Raw genomic sequence first — 23,108 nt, forward strand, 5'->3', positions numbered from 1 at the left:
CCTCAGCGCGGTAGGGCGGCCGGGTGGCGGGTGTCTTGAAAGAGTCGTTCAGGTTACCGGAGGTCCTGAATGACTCAAGACACCCGCCGCCCGCCGCCCGAGCGGCCAACCCGCCGACTCGACGCCTTCCCCGACCCGCCAACCCAACGCCCGACCCAGCGCGCGCCCGACCCGGCAACCCCATGCCCGCGCAACCCCACGCCCGCGCAACTTCAGCGCTCGCCGGACCCGCGCAACCCCACGCCCGCCCGAGCCGCTATCCCCCTACCGGCGGCCGCCGCTCGCTGGCGGGGCTGGCCGGGGCCAGGGAGCCGGCGCGGTGAACGACCCTTTCATGAGCTTCTCCGGGCCCTCAGCGGTAGGTGTCGAGGGTCAGCTTCGCCGCCTGGGCGAGCAGGCGGTCGTCCGGCTTGGCGTTCTTCGCCTTGCGGTCGGACAGCACCACCAGCACGATCGGCGCGCGGCCCGGCGGCCAGACGACCGCGATGTCGTTGCGCGTCGCGTAGTCGCCGGTCCCGGTCTTGTCGGCGACCGTCCAGCCGGCCGGGGTGCCCGCGCGGATCACCGCGTTGCCCGTGAGGTTGGCGCGCATCGTGTCCGTGTAGAAGGTCCGCTGCTCGGCGGGCAGCGCCGTGCCGACGGCGAACGCGCGCAGGTCGGCCGCCATCGCGTGCGGGGTGCTCGTGTCGCGGACGTCGCCCGGGGCCAGGTCGTTGAGGCCCGGCTCGATCCGGTCGACGTGCGTGGTGGTGTCGCCGATCCCGCGCAACACCGCGGCCAGCCCGACCGGGCCGCCGAGCTCGCGGAACAGCAGGTTGGCGGCGGTGTTGTCGCTGTAGCGCAACGCCGCGTCGATCGCGTCGCGCAGGGACAGCCCGGTGTGCTTTTCGCCGATCGGCGAGTTCGGCTGGACGTCGGCCTTCGTGTAGGGCAGCACCTTCGCCAGCCCCGCCATGCTCGTGCGCTGGAGGACGGCCGCGGCGGAAAACGCCTTGTGCGTCGACGCGTAACCGAAGCGCTCGTCGGCCCGGTGGGCGATCTCGCGGCCGGAGCCGGTGTCGATCGCGTACACGCCGAGGCGGGCGTCGAATTCGCGTTCGAGCGGAGCGAAGTCCGGTTGAGGCGCCACCGCGATCGAGGACGTCGACGGCGCTGCCGGGGCCGGCGTCACGGCCGGCGTTTCGGCGGCGCACGCGGTGAGCGGGACGAGGGCCAGCGCGGCGAGCGCGGCCCACCGGACGTGGGGGAACGGCACGGTGCTTCCTTCCGGTCTTGATCGACATCCGCAGTGTCGCCGCAGTCGCTCATGCTGTCCAAGACGCGAACGCACGGTTCGATGCCGGAATCGCATAGAGTGAGGTCGTGGACCTGGTCGGCGGCTGCAGAGCGTTCGTGAGCGTGAGCGAGACGGGGAGCTTCACGGCGGGCGCGGCGCTCGCGCGCATCCCGCAGCCGGTCGCGAGCCGGCGGATCGCGGCGCTCGAGCGGCACTTCGGCGAGCGGCTCTTCGACCGCTCCACCCGCCGGGCTCGGCTGACCGCGTTCGGCCGTGACGTGCTCCCGTCGGCCCAGCGGCTCGTCCGGCTGGCCGACTCGCTGGAGCACGACGCCCGGCGCGCGCGGCTGCGGCCCATGCGGGTGGCCGTGCCCGGCACGTGCGGGGTGCGCGAGCTCGCCGAACTGGCCGCCGAAGCCCGGGCGCTCGACGTCCACCTGGAGTTCCGCGCCGCGGAGCCGGGGGAGCGGGCCGAACTCGTCCGGACGAGCGAAGTGCGGGCCGCGCTCACCGCCGTCCCGGCCGAGGAGGGCGTGTGGTCGGTGCCGCTGGGCGTCGCCGGGGTGGCGCCGCCGGGAGCGCGGGTCGTGCACCTGGAGACGCTGCGGGCGGGCCGGTCCGGCGGCCCGCGGCGGCGCGTGTGGATCCAGCCCGAGGACGACGTCCCGCACGTCCGCGACCGGGTGCTGCGGGTCCGCGACGCCGTCGGGCTCCCCCCGGCGCAGGTCGCGGTGGCCGGCTCGCTGACCGCGGCGGCCGCGGAGGTGTTCGCCTCGGCGGACCTGCTGGTCTGCTCGGTCGCGCAGGCCGCCGACCTCGGGCTGCACTGGCGCCCGATCGGCGAACTCGATCTCGCGCGCGGCTTCGGCGTCGCGGCCACGCTGGGCGAAGACGCCGAACGGCTGCGCACGGTGCTGCGGGAAGCCGTCGGACGCTGCCTGGGAGCCGCGTCGTGAGCACCGAAGCACTGGTCCGTGACCTGCGGGCGGAACTGGACGACGGCGGCCTGCGCGGCTCGTTCCTGGTGCGCGACCTGCGGTCGGGCGCCGAGGTGGGGATCGACCCGGACCGCGAGTACCCGATCGCGTCCCTGGTGAAGGTCCCGCTGGCGGCGGCGACCCTGGAGCGCATCCGCCGCGGCGAGCTCGACGGCGCCACCCAGCTGGACGTCCCACCCGGCCGCGTCACCACGCCCGGCCCGATCGGCGTGACCCGCTTCCGCCACCCGGCCCGCATCGCCGTCGAGGACCTGCTGTACCTGAGCACGTGCCTCAGCGACGGCCAAGCGGCCGACGTCCTCTTCGGTCTGACGCCGCCGGCCGAGGTGGCGGCCCTGCTGACCGGCTGGGGCCTGAGCGGGATCGCGCTCCGGCACGAGCTGCGCGACCTGGTGGACACCCCGGCCGAGCGCTTCGACGCGGCCGAAGCCGACCTCGCCCACGCCCTGGCGATCGGCGCGGGCACGGCGGGCCAGGGCCACCGCCTGGCCCAGCTCGACGTATCGCGCGCGAACACGGCGTCCGCACGGGCGGTGCTGGAGCTGCTGCAGGCGCTGTGGACCCCGTCGAAGATCGACCCGACGGTGGCCGCGGGGGTGCGCGAGCTGATGGCGAACAACGTGATCCGCCACCGCCTGACCCCGGACTTCGCCTCAGACGCTGCGAAGTGGTCGTCGAAAACGGGAACGCTGCTGAACATGCGCCACGAGGCCGGCGTCGTCGAGCACGCGGACGGCGGGGTGTTCGGTGTGGTGGCCTTGACTGAATCCCGTGTACCGGCGGCGGTCCAGCCGGAGGCGGACGTGCTGATGTCCCGCGTCGCGCGGGCGTTGCGCGACCACTTGCGTGGTGCGTGAACGTCGATGGCTACGCGGCAATGGACGAGCACGGACGCGAGCTGACGGTCCTGTACTACCGCGACGCGGCGGCGATCGAGGGCTGGAAACAGCAGTGGTACGCGAACTACCACATCGAGGTGACGAGGGGGGAGCGCGCTTACGGCTTCACGCGGCAGGAGGAGCCGAGCGAACCGGCGTGGCTCGGCAGGCGCGCGGGAGGACCTGCGCGCGAAATCGACCGTTGGCCGACGAGCTTTTCTGTCGCGCCTTCGCTCGCGCGCGGATCGGCCGGAATCCGCAACCCGCTGTCGCACCGCGCTCGGCTCACCCAGAGCCCTCGGCCCGCCGCCGGACCTCGCGTCCGAAGCCCTGCCGACCCCAGCCGCCGGCCCGCAACCCGGTCTCTCTCAAGCCGGCGTGGTCACCCCGAACTCCACCTCCTCCGTGGTCATCGTGCCCGCCGTGCGGCCTGGCGCCGTCTGGTACTGCCAGTACAGGTTGGTGTGGGCGATCACCTGCCCCGGCGGCGGAGCACCATAGGCCGACAGGTCCTCCGTCGTGTGCGCGTCCGAAACCAGCGCCGCGTCGTACCCCCGCGCGAGCGCCCCGTGCAGCGTCGACCGGATGCACGCGTCCGTCTGCGCTCCCGCCACCACCAGCGCACCCACCCCTCGTTCGGCCAGCACCGCCTCGAGATCGGTGGCCTCGAACGAGTCCCCGTATTCCTTGTGCACCAGCGGTTCCGCCTCCCGCCGCACCAGCTCCGGCACATAAGCCCACGTCTCGCTGTCTCGTGGCAGCTCGTCGCTGGTGTGCTGCACCCACACCACCTCCGTCCCCGAAGCGCGGGCTTTCTCCACCAGGGTCACGATGTTGGCGAGCACGGACGAGCGGTCGTGGGCCGACGCCATCACGCCGTTCTGGACGTCGACGACGAGCAACGCGGTCTTCGGCCGGTCAGTCAATGTGGTCATGGCGGAACCCTAGCCACCACCACCGACAATTTCCGGAAGTAGCATGTCCCGCCATGGACTACGGGATGGTGTTGCTCGGTGTCGCCGTGCTGGCCGGGGTCGTCGCGCTGGGAACGTCGGCCACCGACCGGCGGCTGACGCGGGTCGACCGGCGGCTGGCGCGCGTGGAGCGGAAGCTCGACGCCATCGCCGAAAAGCTCGGGGTGGCCGTCGAGGAGCCGGCGCTGCCGGAGGTCGTCGCGCTGGTGCGAGAAGGCAAGAAGATCCAGGCGATCAAGGTCTACCGCGAACGCACCGGCGCCGACCTCAAAGACGCCCGTGACGCCGTGGAGCGCCTCGGCTGACGCCTACGGCGCCCCGCCGATGTGCTTGGCCGACACCGCCTCCCAGACGGCGTCGAAGTCCTCGTACCGGTCGCTGTGCGGCAAGCCGCCCAGTGAGCCTAGGACCGAGTCGCCGCCGCCGGCCGCGGCCGCTCGGCGGAGGAGTTCGTCGCGGCCGCACGGGTACTCCGTCTCGGCCAGGTGCTGTTCGAGGCTGGTTCGGTCCGGTGCAGGCATGCTCGTCGCGTACCCGCCGCGCCCGGCCCGAAACTCAGCCGACGACGATCGTGTGGTCCCCGCGCGGGACCAGCTCCCCGATCACGGGGTGCCCCGGCAGCTCCCCGGCGACCAGCAGCCCGCCGGACGTCTGCGCGTCCGCGAGCAGCAGCGCCTCGTCCTCGGACACCCTCGACAGGTCCGTGTGCGGCCGGACCCAGTCGAGGTTGCGCCGGGTGCCGCCGCTGACGTACCCCTCGCGCAGCGCCGAACGCGCGCCGTCGAGGTACGGCACCGCCGCCGGGTCCAGCCGGGCCGTGACGCCGCTGGCCCGCGCCAGCTTGAACAGGTGGCCCAGCAGGCCGAACCCCGTCACGTCGGTGGCGCACGTGGTCCCGGCCGCCAGCGCCGCGCGGGAGGCGGGCGCGTTCAACGTCGTCATGACGTCGATCGCCTGCTCGAACCGTTCCCCCGTGGCCTTGTGCCGCGAGTTCAGCACGCCGACGCCGAGCGGTTTCGTCAGCGTCAGCGGCAGCCCGGCCCGCCCGGCGTCGTTGCGCAGCAGCCGCGCCGGATCCGCAATGCCGGTGACGGCCAGGCCGTACTTCGGTTCCGGGTCGTCGACGCTGTGCCCGCCGGCGAGGTGGCAGCCCGCCTCGCCGCAGACGTCCAGGCCGCCGCGCAGCACTTCGGCGGCCAGCTCGAACGGCAGCGTCTCCCGCGGCCAGCCGAGCAGGTTGAGCGCCACCACCGGCGTCCCGCCCATGGCGTAGACGTCGGAGAGCGCGTTGGCCGCCGCGATCCGGCCCCAGTCGTAGGCGTCGTCGACCACCGGGGTGAAGAAGTCCGTCGTCGCGATGAGCGCGGTGTCCCCGGAAATCCGGACCGCGGCCGCGTCGTCGCCGGTGTCCAGCCCGACGAGCAGCTCGCCCGGCGGGTCGACGGGCGAGGCGCCGGTGAGGCCGCGGACGGCCGCTTCGAGTTCGCCGGGCGGGATCTTGCACGCGCACCCGCCGCCGTGCGCGTACTGCGTCAGTCGGTAACCCACGGGTTCATCGTGCCCGCTCGCCGCGACCTTGGCAGGATGGCTGCCATGGTTCAGGGAGGCGTATCCGGCCTGGTGACCGGCGCGATCTTCAAAATCGCCGAGCGGCAGGTCCTGCCGCTGGCGGGTTCGATTCCCGTCCGCCTCCGCCATGCCTGACCCCCGCCGCGCGATCCCACGCACCGACGCGCTCCTGGCCGAGCCCGGGATCGCCGAAGCCGCCGCTGAAATGGGTCGTGACCTGGTGAAATCCGTCGTCCAGGACGTCCAGCGGGCGGCGCGGGCGGGGGAACTCGCCCCGGCCGACGTCACCGCCACCGTGCTCGCGCGGTTGCCCGGGAGTGCCGCTTCGCTGCGGCCGGTGATCAACGCGACCGGCGTCGTCGTGCACACCAACCTCGGCCGCGCCCCGCTGTCGGCGGCCGCGCTCGCCGCCCTCGTCGCGGCCGGCGGCGCCACCGATGTCGAGTTCGACCTCGCGACCGGTGACCGGGCCCGCCGCGGCCGGAGCGCGCTGTCCGCGCTGGCCGCCGCCGTGCCGGACGCCGGCGCCGTCCACGTCGTCAACAACAACGCGGCCGCCCTCCTGCTCTGCGCGCTCGCCATGGCCCCCGGCCGCGAGATCGTCGTCAGCCGCGGCGAGCTGGTCGAGATCGGCGACGGCTTCCGCATCCCGGACCTCCTGGCGTCGACCGGCGCGCGGCTGCGGGAAGTCGGCACCACGAACCGGACGTCGGTCCGCGACTACGCCGCCGCGCTCGGCCCGGACACCGGCTTCGTGCTCAAGGTCCACCCGTCGAACTACCGGATCACCGGGTTCACGGCGGAAGCACCGCTCGAGGAGCTGGCGAAACTCGGCGTACCGGTCGTCGCGGACATCGGCTCCGGCCTGCTCGCCCCGCACCCGCTCCTGCCGGACGAACCGGACGCGGCGACCGCGCTGCGGGCGGGCGCCGCGGTCGTCACCGCCAGCGGGGACAAGCTCCTGGGTGGCCCGCAGGCCGGGCTGCTCTTCGGCGACGAGGACGTGATCGAACGGCTGCGGCGGCACCCCGCGGCCCGCGCCCTGCGCGTCGACAAGCTCACCCTCGCCGCGCTCGAGGCGACCCTGCGCGGCCCGGTGCCCCCGGTGCGCGCCGCGCTCGAAGCGTCCGTCGAGGACTTGCGACGCCGCGCCGAAGCCTTGGCGCGGAGCCTGCGTGACGTCGGCGCGGAAGCCGTCGAATCGGCCGCGGCGGTCGGTGGCGGTGGCGCGCCCGGCGTCGAACTGCCCAGTGCCGCGGTCAGCCTGCCCGCGCGGTACGCGGCGGCCCTGCGGACGGGCGAGCCGCCGGTCGTCGGCCGGGTCGTGCGCGACCGCTGCCTGCTCGACTTGCGGACCGTGCGCCCGGACGAGGACGCGAAGCTGCGGGAAGCCGTGCGCCGATGCGGGTGATCGTCACCGCCGGCCACGTCGACCACGGGAAGTCCACACTGGTCCGCCGGCTGACCGGGATGGAGCCCGACCGGTGGGCCGAGGAGCGCCGCCGCGGGCTCACCATCGACCTCGGGTTCGCGTGGACGCGGATCGGCGGGGAGGACGTCGCGTTCGTCGACGTGCCGGGCCACGAACGGTTCGTGCCCAACATGCTGGCCGGGGCCGGACCCGCGCCGGCCGTGCTGTTCGTCGTCGCCGCGGACGAGGGCTGGATGCCGCAGTCGGCGGAGCACCTCGCCGCGCTGGCCGCGTTCGGCGTCCGCCGCGGCCTGCTGGTCGTGACCAAGGCGGACCGCGCCGATCCGGCCGCGGCCACCGGGGCGGCGCTCGCCGAGATCGCCGGGACGTCGCTGGGCACCGTGCCGAGCGTCGCCGTCAGCGGCCGGACGGGCGAGGGTCTCGACGAGCTGCGCACGGCGATCGGCGAGCTGACCGGCGGCCTGCCCGCACCCGATCCCGCCGCCGACGTCCGGTTGTGGATCGACCGCGCCTTCACGGTGTCCGGGGCGGGCACGGTCGTCACGGGCACCCTGTCCGCGGGGACGATCGCCGTCGGCGACGAGCTGCACCTGGGCACGACGCCGGTGAAGGTCCGCGGCCTGCAGGCGCTCGGGGAGCCGCACACCAGCGTCACCGCCGTGGCCCGGGTGGCGGTGAACCTCCGGGGCACGCCGCGGGGTGACGTCGGCCGCGGCGACGTCCTGCTGACGCCCGGCCGCTGGCGCACCACGGCCGAGTTCGACGTGCGGCTGCGCGGTGCGGCGACCGCCGACCTGCACCGGGACCTCGTGCTGCACCTGGGAACGGTGGCGCGGCCGGTGCGCGTCCGTCCACTGGGGACGGACACCGCACGGCTCACCACGACCACCGCGCTGCCGTTGCGCGTGGGGGACTGGGGCCTGGTGCGCGACCCGGGCGAGCACCGGATCGCCGCCGGGTTCGACGTCCTGGACGTCTGCCCGCCGCCGTTGTCGCGCCGCGGCGCCGCGCGGGACCGCGGCCGCGAGCTGACCGACCCCGACCTCGCCCGGAGTTACCTGCGCCGCCACGGTTTCGTCCGCGCGGACGACTTCACCGCGATGGGCCTGCCCGAGACGGGGGAGCGCCTGGGCGGCTGGTGCGCGGACCAGGACCGGTTCACGGCGTTGCGCGCGGAGGCGGCGGAGATCGTGGGCGGCTGGGACCGGACCGCCGCGGGCGTGCCGGTGGAAGCGCTGCGGCAGCGACTCGGCTTGCCCGCGCCCGAACTGGTCGTCCCCGTCCTGCGCGGGACGGGCTTCGAGGTCGCGGGCGGGCTGGTCCGCCGCCCCGGCGCCGGGCTCGCCCCGGCGGTCGAGGAAGCCCTCGAAGCGGTGGCGAAGCGGCTGGCCGAGCACCCGTTCCGCGCCCCGGAAGCGGACGAACTGCGCGCACTCGGCCTCGGCCGACGCGAACTGGCGGCGGCGACCCGCCTCGGCCGGCTGACAGCGCTCGCCGAAGGGGTCGTGCTCGGCCCGGACGCGGAGGACCGCGCGGTGGCCGAGCTGAGCAGGCTTCCGCGCCCGTTCACGGTTTCCGAGGCGCGCAAGGCGCTCGACAGCACTCGCCGGGTGATGATCCCGCTGCTGGAACGCCTCGACGCGGCGGGCCGCACGGAACCGCTCGGTGACGGGACCCGCCGGGTGCGCTAGATCCCGCTGCCACGCGTCCGAGGTGCGTCGACCGCGGCCCGGCTCGGCCCGGCCGTCGGACAATCGCGACCCTGGATCCCGCCGAAGAAGTCGCCGAGCGCGGTGGCCAGTGCTTCCGGGTTCTCCTCGGCCATGTGGTGCCCGGACTCGATCGCGTGCCCGCGCAGGTCGGTCGTCCACCCGCGCCAGATGTCCAGGACATCGCCGTAGAGGTCTGCCAGGTCGTCGTCGCTGGACCACAACACCAGTGCCGGGCAGGTGATCCGCCGCCCGGCGGCCTGGTCCGCGTCGTCGTGGGCGCGGTCGATGCCCAGGCCCGCGCGGTAGTCCTCGAGCATCGAGGTGACCGTCGCCGGGTTGTGGATCGCGCGGTGGAAGTCGGCGAAGTTCGCTTCGCCGAGCCGCTCGGGCGTGTTCTTGGTGCCGACGTTGTACCAGGCGTCGGGGTCGGCGGTGATCACCCGTTCGGGCTTTTCCGGCTGGGCGAAGAAGAACCAGTGGAACCACTCGCGCGCGAACCGCGCGTCGCAGCGGGCGAGGGCCTCACCGATCGGGACGGCGTCCAAGATCGCCGCGCCGCGCACCACCGTGGGGTGGTCGAGCGCCAGCCGCGTCGCCACGTACGCGCCGCGGTCGTGCCCCGCCACGAAGAACCGGGAGTGCCCGAAGTGCTCCATCAAGGCGACGCAGTCGGCCGCCATGACGCGTTTGCTGTACGGCGTGTGCCCGGCGTCGGTGGGCGGCTTGGTGGACTCGCCGTAGCCGCGGGTGTCCGGGCACACCACCGTGAACCGCTCCGCCAGCCGCGGGGCTACGCGGTGCCACGTCGTGTGCGTGCGCGGGTGCCCGTGCAGCAGCAGGACCGGCGGGCCGGAACCGCCGTGGCGCACCCGCAGGGTCACGTCGCCGACGTCGACGTGGTCGAGCGTGAAGCCGTCGAACATGGTCGCCCCCGAACGCGAAAAGCTGCCGCACCCCGGGAAGCCCGGGGTGCGGCAGCGGCAGGACAGGTCAGTTCTTGTCCTTGACGCCCTTCACGGCGTCCTTGATCTTCTCGCCGGCCTGCTTCAGCGAGCCCTTGGCCTGGTCGGACTTGCCCTCGGCCTGCCACTGCTCGTTGCCCGTGGCGTCGCCGACGGCTTCCTTGGCCCGGCCCTTGAGCTCTTCGCCCTTGTTTTCGATCTTGTCGTTCATCGGGGTGCACCTTCCCGTTGCGGCGACATTTCCGGATCGGCCAGTCGCCAAAAGGGCCTTGACAAGTGGTTACCCGGCCGTCGCGGATCTACACATCAGGTCGCCGGGAGGTGGCCGCCCATCCGTTCGATCCGCTGGATCGCCGGTTCCGCGATAACGCCGTGCACCAGCACCGACACGGCGACGGCGAGCGCGCCGACCCGCCACAGCACGTCCTGCTGCGGCACCGGGAGCCGGTTGAGCGCGTAAGCCAGGTAGTAGAGCGTGCCGATGCCGCGGACGCCGAAGAACGCGATCGCCGCGGTGGCCGGGCGCCCGGCGGAGCTGCCGAACAGCGAGAGCCAGCCGATCACCGGCCGCACGACCAGGACCGCGGTGACGGCGATCACCACTTCGAGCACGCGCAGGCCGCGCAGCAGCCCGTCGCCTATGGCGAGCCCGAGCCCCAGCAGGGCGAGCGGGACGAAGAGCCGCTCCAGCTGGTGGCCGAAGGCGTGCAGGACGCCGTGGTAGTCGTGCTCCCGCTCCAGCTTGCGGACGACGACCGCCGCGACGAACACGGCGGCGAAACCGTTGCCGTGGGCCACTTCCGCCAGCGCGTACGGCAGGAAGGCGAGCGCGAGCAGGACCAGTCCGTCGCCGTATTCGGCCAGCCGCAGCCGGTCCGACGACGTGTGGAAGATCGCCCAGCCGAGCGCGCGCCCGGCGAGCAGGCCCACCAGCACGCCGATCGCCACGGGCAGCAGGAGGTCCACCAGCACCCACGAGAAGCCGAGGTTCGGCCTGCTGCCCGCCAGGGCGAGGCCGAGGAGGACGAACGGCATGGTCAGGCCGTCGTTGAGCCCGGCCTCCGTGGTCAGCGTGAAGCGGATTTCGTTGTTCCTGGCCAGGTCCGGTTCGACGTCGGGGTGCGGCACGCCGACGTCCCCGGCCAGCACCGGGTCGGTCGGCGCCAGCGCGGCGGCCAGCAGCAGCGCCACCCCGGGGGCGAGCGCGAGCCACCAGTACCCGAGCACGGCGATCACCGCGATCGACAGCGGCATGGTCAGGGCCAGCAGCCGCCACGTCGAGCCCCAGCGCTTCAGGCCGAACCGGCGGTCGACGGACAGGCCGGCCCCGGCGAGCGCGACGAGGATACCCAGCTGGGTGAAGGATTCGACGCCTTCCAGGTGGGCGGCGGGATCGCTCCAGCCGTTGCCGTAGGGCGCCGGCAGCGGCAGCAGGCCCAGCACGATCCCGGCGATCAGCATCACCAGCGGTACCGAGAACGGCCGGTCGGCCACGAGTTTCGGGACGATCGCGGCGGCGAGGGCGAGCAGTCCGGCCACACCGAACAGCACCGTCAACGACGACAAGGGTTCCTCCTGCCCGCTCAAGCCGTGCCGCCCGGGCGGGAGGTCCGTGCCGGGACCAAGCCGAGCGTGAGCCGGGTCCGCCGTCGCCCCGGATCGGCCGTGCCGGAGTAGCGTTGGCCGTCAAGGTGCGTCGCGCCCGGAGTTCCCGGCTGTGCGTGCGGCGAAACCGGTGAGGAGGCGGCGTGACGGCGAGCAACGGGGCCGGCCGGCCGTGCCGGTTCTGCGGCCGGAACCGCGACCCGCGGGTCCCCGGCCGGTCCGGGCCGATCTGCCTGGACTGCGTGCGGGCCGGCCTGCGGGTGATCCGGGACGGCGCGGACCGCCGGACTCCGGCGGGTGACGTGCTGGCGGCGGTGACGTCGCCGCTGGCCGCGGTCTGCGACTTCTGCGGCCGTCGCGAGCGCCGGACGTTCCTCGGCCTGCGGCGTCCGCTGCTGCGCGTGGACTGCGCCGCGCGGGACGCGGTGATCTGCGCGGACTGCCTCGACCACGCGGGGGACGTGCTGAACGTCGCACTGCGCGGCTGACGGCGTTTCCGGCGGGGCGGCCCAGGGTAGCCGGACGCCATGACCTCCACCCGAGGGAAGATCGACACCGCTTCGGTGGCCGAGACGGTCAAGGTCGCCATCGGTGTGGCACTGCCCACTTTGGTCGGCGGGGTGATCAAGCGCCGCCCGCCGGCGATGGCGCTGGTTGAGAAGCTGCAGGCCGACCGCCCGGCCGTGAAGCTGTTGCGGCGCCTGCGCGAGCGCCACGAGGGGCGGCCGCTGAAGCTGCGCGTGCCCCGGCCGGTCGGTGGAGCTGGCGTTGTCCGGTGAAGACGTCGGCGCGCTGCTGGCCGCCGCGCCGACGCCGTTCAGTCCGTCCACAGTGGAGAAGCGGGCCGCGCTGCGGCACTTCCAGCCGCACGGCCTGCTGATCTCGGACGCGGCGGAACGCGAGCCGCGCCGGGCCTTCACGGAAGCCGTGCTCGAGCCGGGCCGTCCGCTGCACGAGCTGGCCGGGCCCTTCGCCCGGGCGATCGCGGACGAGACCGCCGTCCTGCTGGGTGAGGCGACCCACGAGGGCGAACTGAACTGGGACGCCTTCAACGTCGCTTGGTGGCGGCTGGTCCGGCGCGTGGTGCTCGGCGAGCGGGCCCGCGACGACGAAACGCTCACCGACCTGCTGGAGAAGCTGCGCTTCGACGCGAACTGGGCGTACGCGCACCCGCGGCGGAAGCGCGTGCGCGCGGAGTTCCACGAACGGCTGACCGCCCACCTCGGCCGAGCGGAGCCGGGCAGCCTGGCCGCGGCGATCGCCGCCACGCCCGGCGACGGCACGGCGGCCGACCAGGTGGCGCACTGGCTGTTCGCCTTCGACGCGGCGGGCATGGTGGCCTTCCGGACCCTCGCCCTGCTGTCCACCCACCCGGCGGCGGCCGATCGCGCCCGCGGGGAAATCGCCGGGATCGACCCGGGGGAGCCGCACCAGCTGAGCTACCTGCGGGCGTGCGCACTGGACGCGATCCGCCTGTGGCCGACGACGCCGATGCTGCTGCGCGAGAGCACCGAAGAGACGCCGTGGAGCCCGGCGGGGACGACGGTCCTGGTCTACACGCCGTTCTTCCACCGCGACCCGGAGCTGCCCTACGCCGACAGCTTCGCCCCGGACATCTGGCTGGACGGCCGCGCGGCGGCGAACCCGGCCCTGGTCCCGTTCAGCGCGGGCCCGGCGATCTGCCCGGGTCGTGACCTGGTCCAGTTCTGCGTCAGCACGCTGCTGGCGAACCTGCTGCGCAACCACGCGTTCGAGCAGACGACGGGCCCGGTACTGGCCCCGGACCGCGCACTCCCGGCAACCCTGGACAACTTCCACCTGAAGTTCACCGTGCGGCCGGTACCGTGAACACTATTTCTTCAGCTCGATCACTTCCGAGAGGGACTTGGCGTTCTCAGCCGGGAAGAGCTGCTTGGCTCCGGCCATCGCAATGAGCCGGTTGCGCAAGTCGGCGTCGTCGAGCAGTTCCAGAACGTCGAGTGCTCGCTGGAGATTGTCACTCTCTTTGAGGTTGTCGCCAGCCTTTTCGAACCAGGTGCTGGCGCGTTTGTCGGCGACATCGGACCGCTGGTAGAGGAGGGCGGCGATGGACGTGTTGACGACTCCGGCTGCTCCGGACACGTTCGATGTGTCCAGGCTGGCGAAGTAGGCCATGACCGCGCCTGCCAGGATCGTCGCAAAACCGATGGCGCCCAGCGTCAGACTGAACCAGAACGCGATCTTCGACCGTGTCAGCGCCTCATCGGCGTACCGCGTGTATCGGTTGACATCGCGAGAAGCCGCGTCGGCGGCGTTCACGACGATTTCGGCCGCAGCGCTTTTGAGCCGAACTTCCTGGGGGTGCTGTCCATCGATGGCATCTCTGCCACCGTCGGTTGGCCGGTGGTGTCGTTCGCCGTCGGCGGCCTCGCGCTCGAGCGCTCGCTGCCGTGAACATCGCGTCGTCGCCAGATCACCTGCCCTGCGACCGCTGCCGTACCTGCGACCACCGCGAAAGTCGTTGAATCACGGTAGGTCGCTTCGGAGAGGCCCCCTGTTACAGGGCAGATCCACCCATGCGAAAGGGTGGCCTTCGGTGCGGCAAACGCACCGAAGGCCACCCGGGGTGCTTCAGCCGGTCACGCGGGAGCGGTGAACACGTACGAACCCGCCGGCACGAAGTACGTCCCCGCCGCCGACGGGACCGCCTCCGCCGGGGCCACCACCGCGCCCGGGTTCGACGTCGGGACCTTGACCGTCGCCGACGACCCGGGCGGGACAGTCACCCGCAGCGTCAGCTTCCCGGCCGACACCGACCAGTCGCTGACTGCGCCGCCGTACGGCGTCTCATAGGCCGACTTCGCCGACGTCAACCCACCGCCCGGCCTGGGCGCCACGAGCAGCGACCCGTACCCCGGGGACGCCGGTGACAGCCCGCCGACGGAGCGGTACAGGAAGTCGCCCACCGAGCCGAGGCCGTAGTGGTTGAACGAGTTCATGCCCGGGTCGTTGAAGGTGCCGTCCGGCTTGATGCCGTCCCAGCGCTCCCAGATCGTCGTCGCGCCGTGGCCGATCATGTAGCCCCAGCCGGGGAAGCCCGGCTGCAGCAGCACCTGGTACGCGACGTCGGCGTGGCCGTGCGCGGCCAGCACCGGCAGCAGGTTCTCGACGCCGAGGAAGCCGACGCTGAGGTGTCCGTTCGCCGCCGCCACCCGGGCGGCCAGCTTGTCCGCCGCCGGCTGGACGCGGGCCGCCGGGAGCAGCCCGAACGCCAGCGCCAGGACGTACCCGGCCTGGGAACCGGACCCCACCGTGCCGTCGGCCTGCGAGAAGCGCGAGGTGAACGCCGCCCCGATCTGGTCGGCGAGCGTCCCGTACTTGGCCGCGTCCGCCGTCCGGCCGGTGGCCGCCGCCATCCGGGAGACCAGCCGCGACGACCACGCGAAGAACGCCGTCGAAATCAGGTCCTGCGCGGTGTTGTCGTTGACGTTGAGCCAGTCCCCGAACGTCTGGTGGTCGCGGATCAGGTCCGCGCCGGACGTCGAGCGCAGGTACTCGACCCACTTGACCATCGCCGCGTAGTGCTCGTCGATCACGCCGGTGTCGCCGTAGCGCTGCCACAGGGTGTAGGGCACGATGACGCCCGCGTCGCCCCAGCCCGCCGTGCCCGAGCCGCCCAGCACACCCGGCGCGACGTCGGTGAACGAGCCGTCGTCGTGCTGCGCGTCGACCAGGTCGTCGCTGAACTTGCCGAGGAAGTTCGCGACGTCGAGGTTGAACGTCGACGTACCCGCGAAGATCCCGATGTCGCCGGTCCAGCCGAGCCGCTCGTCGCGCTGCGGGCAGTCGCTCGGGACGGACAGCATGTTCGACCGCTCACCCCACAAGATGTTGTGCTGCAGCTGGTTGACCAGCGCGTTCGACGTCGTGAACGTGCCCGTCTGCGCGCCGGACGTCCACATCGCCCGGCCGGTCAACGTCGAGGCCGTCGGAGCTGACGGCAGGCCGGTCAGCTCGACGTACCGGTAGCCGTGGACGGTGAACCGCGGCTCGTACGTCTCCGCGCTCCCGGTACCCGCCAGGGTGAAGCGGTCGGTCGCCTGCGCCGCGCGCAGGTTCGTCGTGTAGATCGTGCCGTCCGGGTCGAGCACTTCGGCGTGCCGGACGGTCACCGTCGTACCCGCCGCTCCGGTGACCGAAAGCCGGTTCCAGCCGCTGAAGTTCTGGCCGAGGTCGGCCACCCACACGCCGGGCTTCGGCTGCGTCCACGCGACCGGCTTGAACTCTTGCTGGACCGTGACGCCGTTGTCCACTTGGGACACCAGGTTCGGCTTCGCACCGGACCGCAGGCGGGGTGCCGCCCAGCCGCGGTCGTCGAAGCCGGGCCGGTCCCAGCCCGCCGGGGCGAGCCGGGCGTCGTACGTTTCGCCCTGGTAGAGGTCGTCGGCGCGGATCGGGCCGTCGGTGGTCTTCCAGGTGCCGTCGGACGCGACCGTCGTGCTGGTCCCGTCGGTGAACGTCAGCACGAGCTGCGCCGAGTACCACGGCTCGGTGCCGTACTTCTGGCTGCCGGCGATGCCGACGCTGCCGGAGTACCAGCCGTTGCCCAGCATCGCGCCCAGCGCGTTCTCGCCCGGCCGGATCTGCCCGGTGACGTCGGAAACCCGGTACTGGACGCGTTTCGCGTAGTCGGTCCAGCCGGGTGCGAGGACCTCGTCGCCGACCTTGACGCCGTTGAGGTGCGTCTCCTGCAGTCCGAGCGCGGTGGTCAGCAGCCGCGCGCTGGCCACCGGCTTCGAGATCGTGAAGCTCTTGCGCAGCAGGGGAGAGGGCGCCGAGACGGCGACGTTCGCGCCCCACGGACCGGTGCCGTACGCGGTCAGCGCGCGGGCCGCGGTCCACGAGCTGTCGTCGAACGTCCGCTGCTGCCAGCCGTCCGGGCCGGTCTGGCTCGCCTTCCACGAGCTGTCGGTGCTCACGGCCGGTCCACCGGGGACGGTCAGCTTCGCGATCAGCCCGGCCGGGCTCTGCGTGGTGTTCTCGGCGCTGATCGCGACCGTGTTGGACCCCGCCGTGAGGAGGCTGCCGACGTCGACGACGGCGGCCGTCTTCCACGAGTCGGTGACCCGCGGGGAATCGCTCACCTTCGTGCCGTTGACCCACACGGTCGCGGTGTCGTCGCCGGTCACGACCAGCGTCGCCTTCCCGGGCGCCGCCGCGAGGTCCACGGTCTTGCGGAAGAACCGCGTGGCCGGGGGCACTCCGCCGAGCGGATCGCCTTCGGGGTACCAGATCCAGTTCGCGCCGGCCAGGTCCGGGCCCGCGGTGGCGCGGCCGAGGAACGCGCCGGTCCATTCCGCCGTCGGCGCGCGCAACGCGGTTTCGAAGCGCTGCACCGCGCTCCAGCCGCTCTGCCGTCCCTGGCCATCCCAGACGCGGACGCGCCAGGTGTACGCCGTGAGCGAGCCCAGCGCCGGACCGCCGTAGGCCACGTCGGCCTGCTGCGCGGAAGCTACGCGGCCGCTGTCCCAGACGTCCGTCCCGCCGGCGGACACCACGAGCTGGTACGCGGACTGCCGTTGCTGCGGTGCGGAAGAGCCCAGTTTCCAGCCGAACCGCGGCTGCGCCGGGTCGACGCCGAGCGGGTTGACCCGCTGCCCGACCGTGGCGCTCGCGACCGACAGCGGGGTCTGGTCCGAGCCGTTCGGCGCACTGACGCCGGTGCCCCACGGTGCCGTGCCGAACGCGCCGAGGTCTTGGGCCGCGGCCCAGCCGCCGTCGGCGAAACCGGGCTGTTCCCAGCCTTCCGGCGCGGTGGTCGCGCTCTTCCAGGTGCCACCGGTGGTCACGTCCGTGGTGCCCGAGCCGGTGGTGACGCGCAGCCGCCCGAGCAGGCCCGCCGGTCCGCCGGCGTTGCGGGCGGCGACGGCGAGGGTGTTGACGCCGGGCTTGAGCGCCGGCTTCAGGTCCACGGTCAGCGCCGTCCGCCAGGAATCCGCGGTGCGCGCGGAGGAAGCGAGCGGCGTGCCGTTGAGCCAGACGTCCGCGGTGTCGTCGCCGGTGACGGCGAACCGGGCGTCGGTGACGGCGCCGGCCGGGACGGTGAACGTCGTGCGGAAGTACCGGGTGGCGGCGGGCGCCGAGACGCGGGCGTCGCCTTCGGGGTACCAGATCCAGTGCGCGCCGGCGAGGTCGACGGGTGGCGCGGCGCCGGCCGGGGGCACCGCGGCGGCCGAAAGGACCAGGATCGCGGCGAGCGTGGTGGTGGTCGCGCGCCAAAGCTTGGAGGGCAGCATACGGGCTCCCTGGTGGCGGGGATGGGCGACGAATTTGAACGTTTCAATAAGACGTGATACGTGACTGTAATGACGAACTCACACGTTGGCAATACTCCACCGGGGCGCACGCGCTGCATCGGTGCAGGTAAATGTAAATCGTTTTAGATCGCAAGGATGTCCGTTTCGCGACTGATGGGGGCGTTGACGAACGGGGGATCGGACTGGATAGTGCTCGCTGGTAACGCTCACATCATTCGGCCAAGCCATGGAGGCTTTTATGTCTCACCGTCGAGACGGCAAGAATGTTAGCGCTAACAGTCGGCCGAGGTTTTGGCTCTCGCTCGCCGGTGCCGTGGTTCTGGCACTCGCGAGCTTGATGACCGCCTCGACCGCGTCGGCCGCCGCTTCGCTGCCGTGCGATATCTACGGGGCCGCGGGCACACCGTGCGTCGCCGCGCACAGCACCACCCGCGCCCTCTACGCCGCCTACAACGGCCCGCTCTACCAGGTGCAGCGCGCGTCCGACGGCGCCAAGACGAACATCGGCCTGCTGGCCGCGGGCGGGTACGCCAACGCCGCCGCGCAGGATTCGTTCTGCGCCGGGACGACGTGCCTGATCACCGAGCTCTACGACCAGTCGCCGCGCCACAACGACCTGACGATCGAAGGCCCCGGCGGCGCGGGCGGGCAGGACACCGGCGTGCCGGCGGACGCTCTGCCGGTGACCGCGGGCGGGCACCAGGTCTACGGCGCTTCCTTCTCCGGCCGCATGGGCTACCGCGACAACTCGACGTCCGGCGTCGCGAAGAACGGGCAGCCCGAAGGCATGTACATGATCACCTCCGGCACCCACGTGAACGGCGCCTGCTGCTTCGACTACGGCAACGCCGAAACGAACAACCAGGACACCGGCAACGGCCACATGGACGCCCTCAACTTCGGCACCGAGTGCTGGTTCCAGCCCTGCCACGGCGCCGGCCCGTGGGTGCAGGCCGACCTCGAGAACGGGTTGTTCCAGTCGAGCGCGGGCGGCAGCCAGAACACCGCCAACACCGGGATCACCGCGCCGTTCGTCACCGCCCTGCTGAAGAACAACGGCCAGAACTTCCTCGCGCTCAAGGACGCCAACGCCCAGTCCGGCGGCCTGCGGACGACGTACTCCGGTCCGGAACCGACGCGCGCCGGGTATTCGCCGATGCACCAGGAAGGCGCGATCGTGCTGGGCACCGGCGGGGACAACAGCAACGGCTCGATCGGCTCGTTCTTCGAAGGCGTCATGACCGCCGGGTTGCCGTCGGACGCGGCGGACAACGCGGTCCAGGCCAACGTCGTGTCGGTCGGTTACGGCGGCCCGACCGGCTCCACCGGCACCTTGAACCCCGCTTCGGAGATCTCCCTGCGCGCGACCACCGCGTGCTGCACGAGCGACTACATCCGCCACCAGAACGACAACGCGGTGATCTCGGCCGTCAGTTCCACTTTGGACAAGGGCGACGCCACCTGGATCGTCCGCCGCGGGCTGGCCAGCGCGTCCTGCGTGTCGTTCGAATCCCGCAACTACCCCGGTGACTTCCTGCGGCACTTCAACTTCCAGGTGTACCGCCAGCCGATGGACGGCAGCGCGGCCTTCCGCGCCGACGCGACGTTCTGCCCGGTGACCGGGAAGAACGGCCAGGGTTCGTCGTTCCGGTCCTACAACTACTCCGGCAAGTACCTGCGGCACTACAACAACACCCTCTACATCGCCGACACCAGCGGCGCCCACGCCTGGGACGCCGCCGGGTCGTACAACGACGATGTCAGCTGGGTCGTGGCCCAGCCCTGGGCGCCCTGATCCGGCGCACGGCCACGACCACCGCCGCGCCGAGCAGGATCAAGACGATCGGCACGGCGGTGGGCAGCCACGGCCAGGCCCGGCCTTCGAACACGACCCCGTCGGTGGGCAGCTCCAGCACCTTCGCCGTCCAGCGGGCGGTGGCCACGTCGGTGCTGCGCGCGAGCCGGCTCACCGCGGTGTCGTAGGCGAAGCCGGGCCGGTCGTGGACGTACTCGGGGGCCGGCCCACCGGCCGGTGGCGTGATCCCGCGGGCCGCGCCCGGCACGAGCAGCCGGTCGAGGCCCGGCGCGGTGAGCGCCGCCCGCGGCAGGAACGTCAGCCCGTGCCGCGACCGGACCGGGCCGCCGCCGGCGCTGAGGGCGAGCGTGCGCGCGGACAGCGACTGCCCCTCGGTGTCGAACACCGAGGCCAGCTCGATCTCCCCGACACCGTCGGTGAGCAGCACCCCGACGGTGTCGGGGTTCCAGCGGAACCCCGCGTTGACGATCGCGGCGGCGTCCGGGACCCCGGCGGGCGGCGTCACCGGCACCCGGGTGCCGTAGTGGCGCCAGCCGATCTTCGCCGCGGCGCCGGCCGCCACCGCGGGCCCGGCGAGCCGCTCGACCCAGTGCAGCGTCCCGTCGATGCCGGAGAGGACTCCGGCGGTGGTGACGACGTCGCCGTCGTCGACGAACCGCTGCCCGCGCACCCACTTCCCGGCCGGGTACTCCTTCGCCCAGTCGTCGAGCTTCAGCCAGTGCGCGGTGGCCGGGCGCCCGTCGAGCAGCCCCGCCGAGGCGAGCACCCCGCCGCCGTTGCAGACGCTCAGCAGGTTCGCGCCGTGAGCGGCCTGGGCGCGCAGCCACGCCGTGACGACGTCGCTGCCGGGCTCGCCGACGTCCGGCAGAGCGGGCACGACGACCAGGTCCGGCGCCTTCGGTCCGAGCCGCGCGGCCAGGTCGTCGAAGCCGAAGTCCGGCACCAGGTCGAGGCCGCCGGTCAGCGGCTCCGGCTCGCGGTGCGGGGCGACCGTGTAGACGTTGAACTTCCCGGTCGCGGCGAGGATTTCGTACGGCGCCAGCGCGTCGGAGACGACGGCGCCGTGGTCGCCGACGACGATCACCGCGGTCGGCTTGGCCGGGTCGTGGGGGACCGGCGCCGCGGTCGGGAGGGGCCGCACCGGACCGGGGGCGTAGAGGGCGTCGAACGCCGAGAGGGCGGAGACGGTCGCGCCGACGGCCGGGACGGCGAGCACGGCGACGACGAGTGCGCACCACTTCAGGAAGGTCCGCACGTCAGTGCCAGTACTCGGCGCGGCGCCACACCATGGCGGCGAGCATCAGCGGGACCATGAGCACGTGCCCGGCGACCATCAGCGCGGTGCCGGAGAGCGCGCCGAGCCAGTAGGGCACGAGCAGCGCCACGAACGGCAGGTACATGGCGGCGGCCATCTCGGCGATCCGTGGCCAGGAGTGCCGGCGCAGCGCCATGGCGAGCACCATCGCGACGGTCATGTCCGTGGCCATCACGAGCGCTTCGACATCGGCCCGATCGAGCCAGGCCGACGGCCACAGCGGGGCGAGCGCGACCATGCCGATCAGCATGGCGACGACCATTTCGACGTAGTGGCCGGCGAACCGGGCGAGCTTGCGGGTGGTGGATCTCGGTGTCTCGGCGGTGGTCATCGCGGGTCCCTCCAGGTTTCGTCCTGGACGAGGATCCCGGTCCGGCGCCGTGCTGCCAGGTGCCGGAAGTCATGACCCGGGTCATGTGACCGCGTCAGAGCAGGCCGAGGTCCCTCGCGCGCAACGCGGCCTGCGTGCGGTCGCGGGCACCGAGCTTGCCCAGCAGGTTCGTCACGTGGTTCTTCACCGTGCCCTCGGCGAGGAACAGCGTCGTGGCGATCTCGCGGTTGCTGCGGCCGCCGGAGAGCAGGCGCAGCACCTCGAGTTCGCGGTCCGACAGCGGCACGACCAGCGGCTGCGGCCGCGGCTCGGGCGCGTCGGCCAGCTGCGCGAACCGCGCGACGACCTTCGCGGCGACCGAGGGCTGCAGCACGGATTCCCCGCGCGCGGCGGCCCGCACCGCCTCGATCAGCCGCGCCGACGAGACGTCCTTGAGCAGGTAGCCGACCGCACCCGCGCGCAACGCGGCGAAGACGTCTTCGTCGTCGTCGAACGTGGTCAGCGCGATGACCTGGACGGCCGGGTGCGCCCGCCGCAGCCGCCGGGTGGCGCCGACGCCGTCGAGGACCGGCATGCGCAGGTCCATCAGGACGACGTCCGGGGTCAGCGCGGCCGCCTGGCTCAGCGCTTCCTCGCCGTTGCCCGCTTCGCCGACGACGTCGATGCCGTCGTGGGTGGCGAGGAGGGTGCCGAGGGCTTCGCGGAAGAGGGCCTGGTCGTCGACGAGCAGGACGCGGACCGGCGTCATCCCGGGACCTCCATGCTCAGCGCGCTGCCCTCGCCGGGCGCCGAGGTGAAGTCGAGCTTGCCACCCAGGTTCTCGGCGCGTTCCCGCAGCCCCAGCAGCCCGAAGCCGGCGGGCGCACCGTCGTCGCTGCCGACGCCGTCGTCGCGCACCGAGACCCGCACCGACGTCTCGGCGTAGTCCAGCAGGAGGTCCACCCGCCCGGCGGACGCGTGCTTCCGGACGTTCGTCAGACCCTCCTGCGCGGCCCGGAACAGGGCCTCCCGGTGTGCTTCGGGCAGCGGGCGTTCGGCGCCGGACACGGTGAGCCGCGCCGGTACCCCGGCTTCGGTGGCCAGTGCCTCCAGGGCGTCCGGCAACGGCGCCGGCCGCGGTTCGCGCAGCGCCTTGACCGACCGGCGGACTTCCGCGAGGGCGTTCTCGGCCTGGTCCTGAGCCTTGGCCAGGACTTCGTCGGCCTTGCCGGGATCGGTCGGCAGCACCGCCCGCGCGGCCTTGACCTGCATCTGGACGACAGTGAGCGAATGCCCGAGCCCGTCGTGGATGTCCCGGGCGACCCGGTTGCGCTCCTGCGCCGTGGCCAGCCGTTCCGCCTGGGTGGCGTAGTCGCGCAGCTTCGCGTGCGCTACGGCGAGTTCGCCCCGGGACCGCTGCTCGCGCACGAGGAGTTCGGTGATGACGGCCGCGAACAGCACCGAAACCAGGGTGCCGAGCCCTTCGCGCAGGCCTTCGCCGAGCGACATCCCGAGGTGCACGAGCGGCACCACGGCGATCACCAGCGCGACCACCGGGAGCGGCAGCCGCAGCAGCACGCACTGGCTGACCAGCACGACCAGGAACAGCGTCGCCCCGACGCCGGCGTTGACCGTGAAGACGAAGAAGGACAGCGGGAGCTGCACGGCGACGTAGCCCGCCGCCCAGCCGAGCCGGCCGCGGTCCTGCACCCAGCCGAAGCCCAGCGTGGCGAGGGCGGCGAAGACGGCGCCCAGCACGAGGGAGAGCACGGGTTCCCCGGAACCGAGGACCCCGAGCACGACGGAGAGGAAGGCGCCGCAGGTCAGCACCCCGAGGGCCCGGTTCATGGAGCCACTCTGGGGCGTCGCCGGGCCGCGGTCAACCACCGCGGACCGGAGGAAAGCGCTCTCTGCTCACGCGGCCGCCCGCCGCCACAACCCGTAGGCTGGCGGTGACGGCGAAGC

The 23,108-nt window shown here is 72.9% G+C and carries 20 protein-coding genes, 1 tRNA gene and 1 pseudogene; 9 read left to right on the plus strand and 13 right to left on the minus strand.

Annotated features, from left to right (window positions below; translation table 11 throughout):
* Window positions 1-352: 352 nt before the first annotated feature.
* Window positions 353-1,255, minus strand: coding sequence for a class A beta-lactamase (bla, locus tag AB0B33_RS13785; protein ID WP_360770780.1), 903 nt, complete (start codon window positions 1,253-1,255; stop codon window positions 353-355).
* A gap of 107 nt (window positions 1,256-1,362) precedes the next feature.
* Between bla and AB0B33_RS13790 the strand changes: the two genes are divergently transcribed.
* A complete protein-coding gene (locus tag AB0B33_RS13790; RefSeq protein ID WP_360770782.1) occupies window positions 1,363-2,232 on the plus strand; it encodes a LysR family transcriptional regulator in 870 nt (289 codons plus the stop codon).
* Window positions 2,229-3,131, plus strand: a complete 903-nt coding sequence (locus tag AB0B33_RS13795) for a serine hydrolase (RefSeq protein ID WP_360770785.1) — start codon at window positions 2,229-2,231, stop codon at window positions 3,129-3,131. Before AB0B33_RS13790 ends, AB0B33_RS13795 begins: the two co-directional genes overlap by 4 nt.
* A gap of 389 nt (window positions 3,132-3,520) precedes the next feature.
* Here the strand turns inward: AB0B33_RS13795 and AB0B33_RS13800 are convergent, their stop codons facing one another.
* Window positions 3,521-4,087 (minus strand): isochorismatase family protein, encoded by a 567-nt coding sequence (locus AB0B33_RS13800; RefSeq protein ID WP_360770787.1) that lies wholly within the window; start codon window positions 4,085-4,087, stop codon window positions 3,521-3,523.
* A 53-nt stretch (window positions 4,088-4,140) separates the two neighbouring features.
* Here AB0B33_RS13800 and AB0B33_RS13805 point away from each other — a divergent pair, with 53 nt between their 5' ends.
* On the plus strand, window positions 4,141-4,431 hold the full coding sequence (locus AB0B33_RS13805; protein ID WP_360770790.1) for a hypothetical protein: 291 nt from the start codon (window positions 4,141-4,143) through the stop codon (window positions 4,429-4,431).
* A gap of 3 nt (window positions 4,432-4,434) precedes the next feature.
* On the opposite strand, the gene AB0B33_RS13810 is transcribed toward AB0B33_RS13805, so the two are convergent.
* Entirely contained in the window at window positions 4,435-4,647 is a 213-nt protein-coding gene (locus tag AB0B33_RS13810; RefSeq protein ID WP_360770793.1) for a DUF2795 domain-containing protein, read from the minus strand.
* Between the two features lie 34 nt (window positions 4,648-4,681).
* On the minus strand, window positions 4,682-5,674 hold the full coding sequence (gene selD / locus AB0B33_RS13815; protein ID WP_360770796.1) for a selenide, water dikinase SelD: 993 nt from the start codon (window positions 5,672-5,674) through the stop codon (window positions 4,682-4,684).
* A gap of 54 nt (window positions 5,675-5,728) precedes the next feature.
* On the opposite strand from selD, the gene AB0B33_RS13820 reads away from it, so the two are divergent.
* The 3 genes from AB0B33_RS13820 to AB0B33_RS13830 all read left to right on the plus strand — a co-directional run bounded on the left by AB0B33_RS13820 (window position 5,729) and on the right by AB0B33_RS13830 (window position 8,818).
* Window positions 5,729-5,823, plus strand: a tRNA-Sec gene (locus AB0B33_RS13820).
* Complete coding sequence (gene selA / locus AB0B33_RS13825) at window positions 5,823-7,106, plus strand: L-seryl-tRNA(Sec) selenium transferase (protein WP_360770799.1); 1,284 nt, start codon at window positions 5,823-5,825, stop codon at window positions 7,104-7,106. Before AB0B33_RS13820 ends, selA begins: the two co-directional genes overlap by 1 nt.
* Window positions 7,097-8,818, plus strand: a complete 1,722-nt coding sequence (locus tag AB0B33_RS13830) for a SelB C-terminal domain-containing protein (RefSeq protein WP_360770802.1) — start codon at window positions 7,097-7,099, stop codon at window positions 8,816-8,818. The genes selA and AB0B33_RS13830 overlap by 10 nt, the downstream gene beginning before the upstream one ends.
* Here AB0B33_RS13830 and AB0B33_RS13835 read toward each other — a convergent pair.
* The 3 genes from AB0B33_RS13835 to AB0B33_RS13845 form a co-directional block, all read right to left on the minus strand.
* Window positions 8,815-9,762 (minus strand): alpha/beta hydrolase, encoded by a 948-nt coding sequence (locus AB0B33_RS13835; protein WP_360770805.1) that lies wholly within the window; start codon window positions 9,760-9,762, stop codon window positions 8,815-8,817. The genes AB0B33_RS13830 and AB0B33_RS13835 overlap by 4 nt on opposite strands.
* Window positions 9,763-9,829: 67 nt before the next feature.
* Window positions 9,830-10,012, minus strand: coding sequence for a CsbD family protein (locus tag AB0B33_RS13840; RefSeq protein ID WP_247023071.1), 183 nt, complete (start codon window positions 10,010-10,012; stop codon window positions 9,830-9,832).
* Window positions 10,013-10,107: 95 nt separating this feature from the next.
* Window positions 10,108-11,367 carry a cation:proton antiporter gene (locus AB0B33_RS13845; RefSeq protein ID WP_360770808.1) on the minus strand — a complete coding sequence of 420 codons (1,260 nt, stop codon included), beginning with the start codon at window positions 11,365-11,367 and terminating at the stop codon, window positions 10,108-10,110.
* 182 nt (window positions 11,368-11,549) lie between these two features.
* Here AB0B33_RS13845 and AB0B33_RS13850 point away from each other — a divergent pair, with 182 nt between their 5' ends.
* Window positions 11,550-11,894, plus strand: coding sequence for a hypothetical protein (locus AB0B33_RS13850; protein WP_247023073.1), 345 nt, complete (start codon window positions 11,550-11,552; stop codon window positions 11,892-11,894).
* Between the two features lie 39 nt (window positions 11,895-11,933).
* A pseudogene (locus tag AB0B33_RS13855) lies at window positions 11,934-13,254 on the plus strand (cytochrome P450).
* A 3-nt stretch (window positions 13,255-13,257) separates the two neighbouring features.
* Here the strand turns inward: AB0B33_RS13855 and AB0B33_RS13860 are convergent.
* Complete coding sequence (locus AB0B33_RS13860; protein ID WP_360770811.1) at window positions 13,258-13,704, minus strand: hypothetical protein; 447 nt, start codon at window positions 13,702-13,704, stop codon at window positions 13,258-13,260.
* Window positions 13,705-14,024: 320 nt separating this feature from the next.
* Window positions 14,025-17,681 carry a family 78 glycoside hydrolase catalytic domain gene (locus AB0B33_RS13865; RefSeq protein ID WP_360770813.1) on the minus strand — a complete coding sequence of 1,219 codons (3,657 nt, stop codon included), beginning with the start codon at window positions 17,679-17,681 and terminating at the stop codon, window positions 14,025-14,027.
* 358 nt (window positions 17,682-18,039) lie between these two features.
* On the opposite strand from AB0B33_RS13865, the gene AB0B33_RS13870 reads away from it, so the two are divergent.
* Complete coding sequence (locus tag AB0B33_RS13870) at window positions 18,040-19,497, plus strand: alpha-L-arabinofuranosidase B (protein WP_360770816.1); 1,458 nt, start codon at window positions 18,040-18,042, stop codon at window positions 19,495-19,497.
* On the opposite strand, the gene AB0B33_RS13875 is transcribed toward AB0B33_RS13870, so the two are convergent.
* From AB0B33_RS13875 to AB0B33_RS13890, 4 genes are all read right to left on the minus strand, one after another.
* A complete protein-coding gene (locus AB0B33_RS13875) occupies window positions 19,463-20,773 on the minus strand; it encodes a DJ-1/PfpI family protein (protein ID WP_360770819.1) in 1,311 nt (436 codons plus the stop codon). The genes AB0B33_RS13870 and AB0B33_RS13875 overlap by 35 nt on opposite strands.
* A gap of 1 nt (window position 20,774) precedes the next feature.
* Window positions 20,775-21,164, minus strand: coding sequence for a hypothetical protein (locus tag AB0B33_RS13880; protein WP_360770821.1), 390 nt, complete (start codon window positions 21,162-21,164; stop codon window positions 20,775-20,777).
* Between the two features lie 94 nt (window positions 21,165-21,258).
* Complete coding sequence (locus AB0B33_RS13885; protein ID WP_360770824.1) at window positions 21,259-21,912, minus strand: response regulator transcription factor; 654 nt, start codon at window positions 21,910-21,912, stop codon at window positions 21,259-21,261.
* Window positions 21,909-22,991, minus strand: a complete 1,083-nt coding sequence (locus AB0B33_RS13890) for a sensor histidine kinase (protein WP_360770827.1) — start codon at window positions 22,989-22,991, stop codon at window positions 21,909-21,911. The genes AB0B33_RS13885 and AB0B33_RS13890 overlap by 4 nt, the downstream gene beginning before the upstream one ends.
* Window positions 22,992-23,108: the final 117 nt, after the last annotated feature.

This window comes from Amycolatopsis sp. NPDC049159, from assembly GCF_040648295.1.
Lineage (GTDB): Bacteria > Actinomycetota > Actinomycetes > Mycobacteriales > Pseudonocardiaceae > Amycolatopsis > Amycolatopsis pretoriensis_A.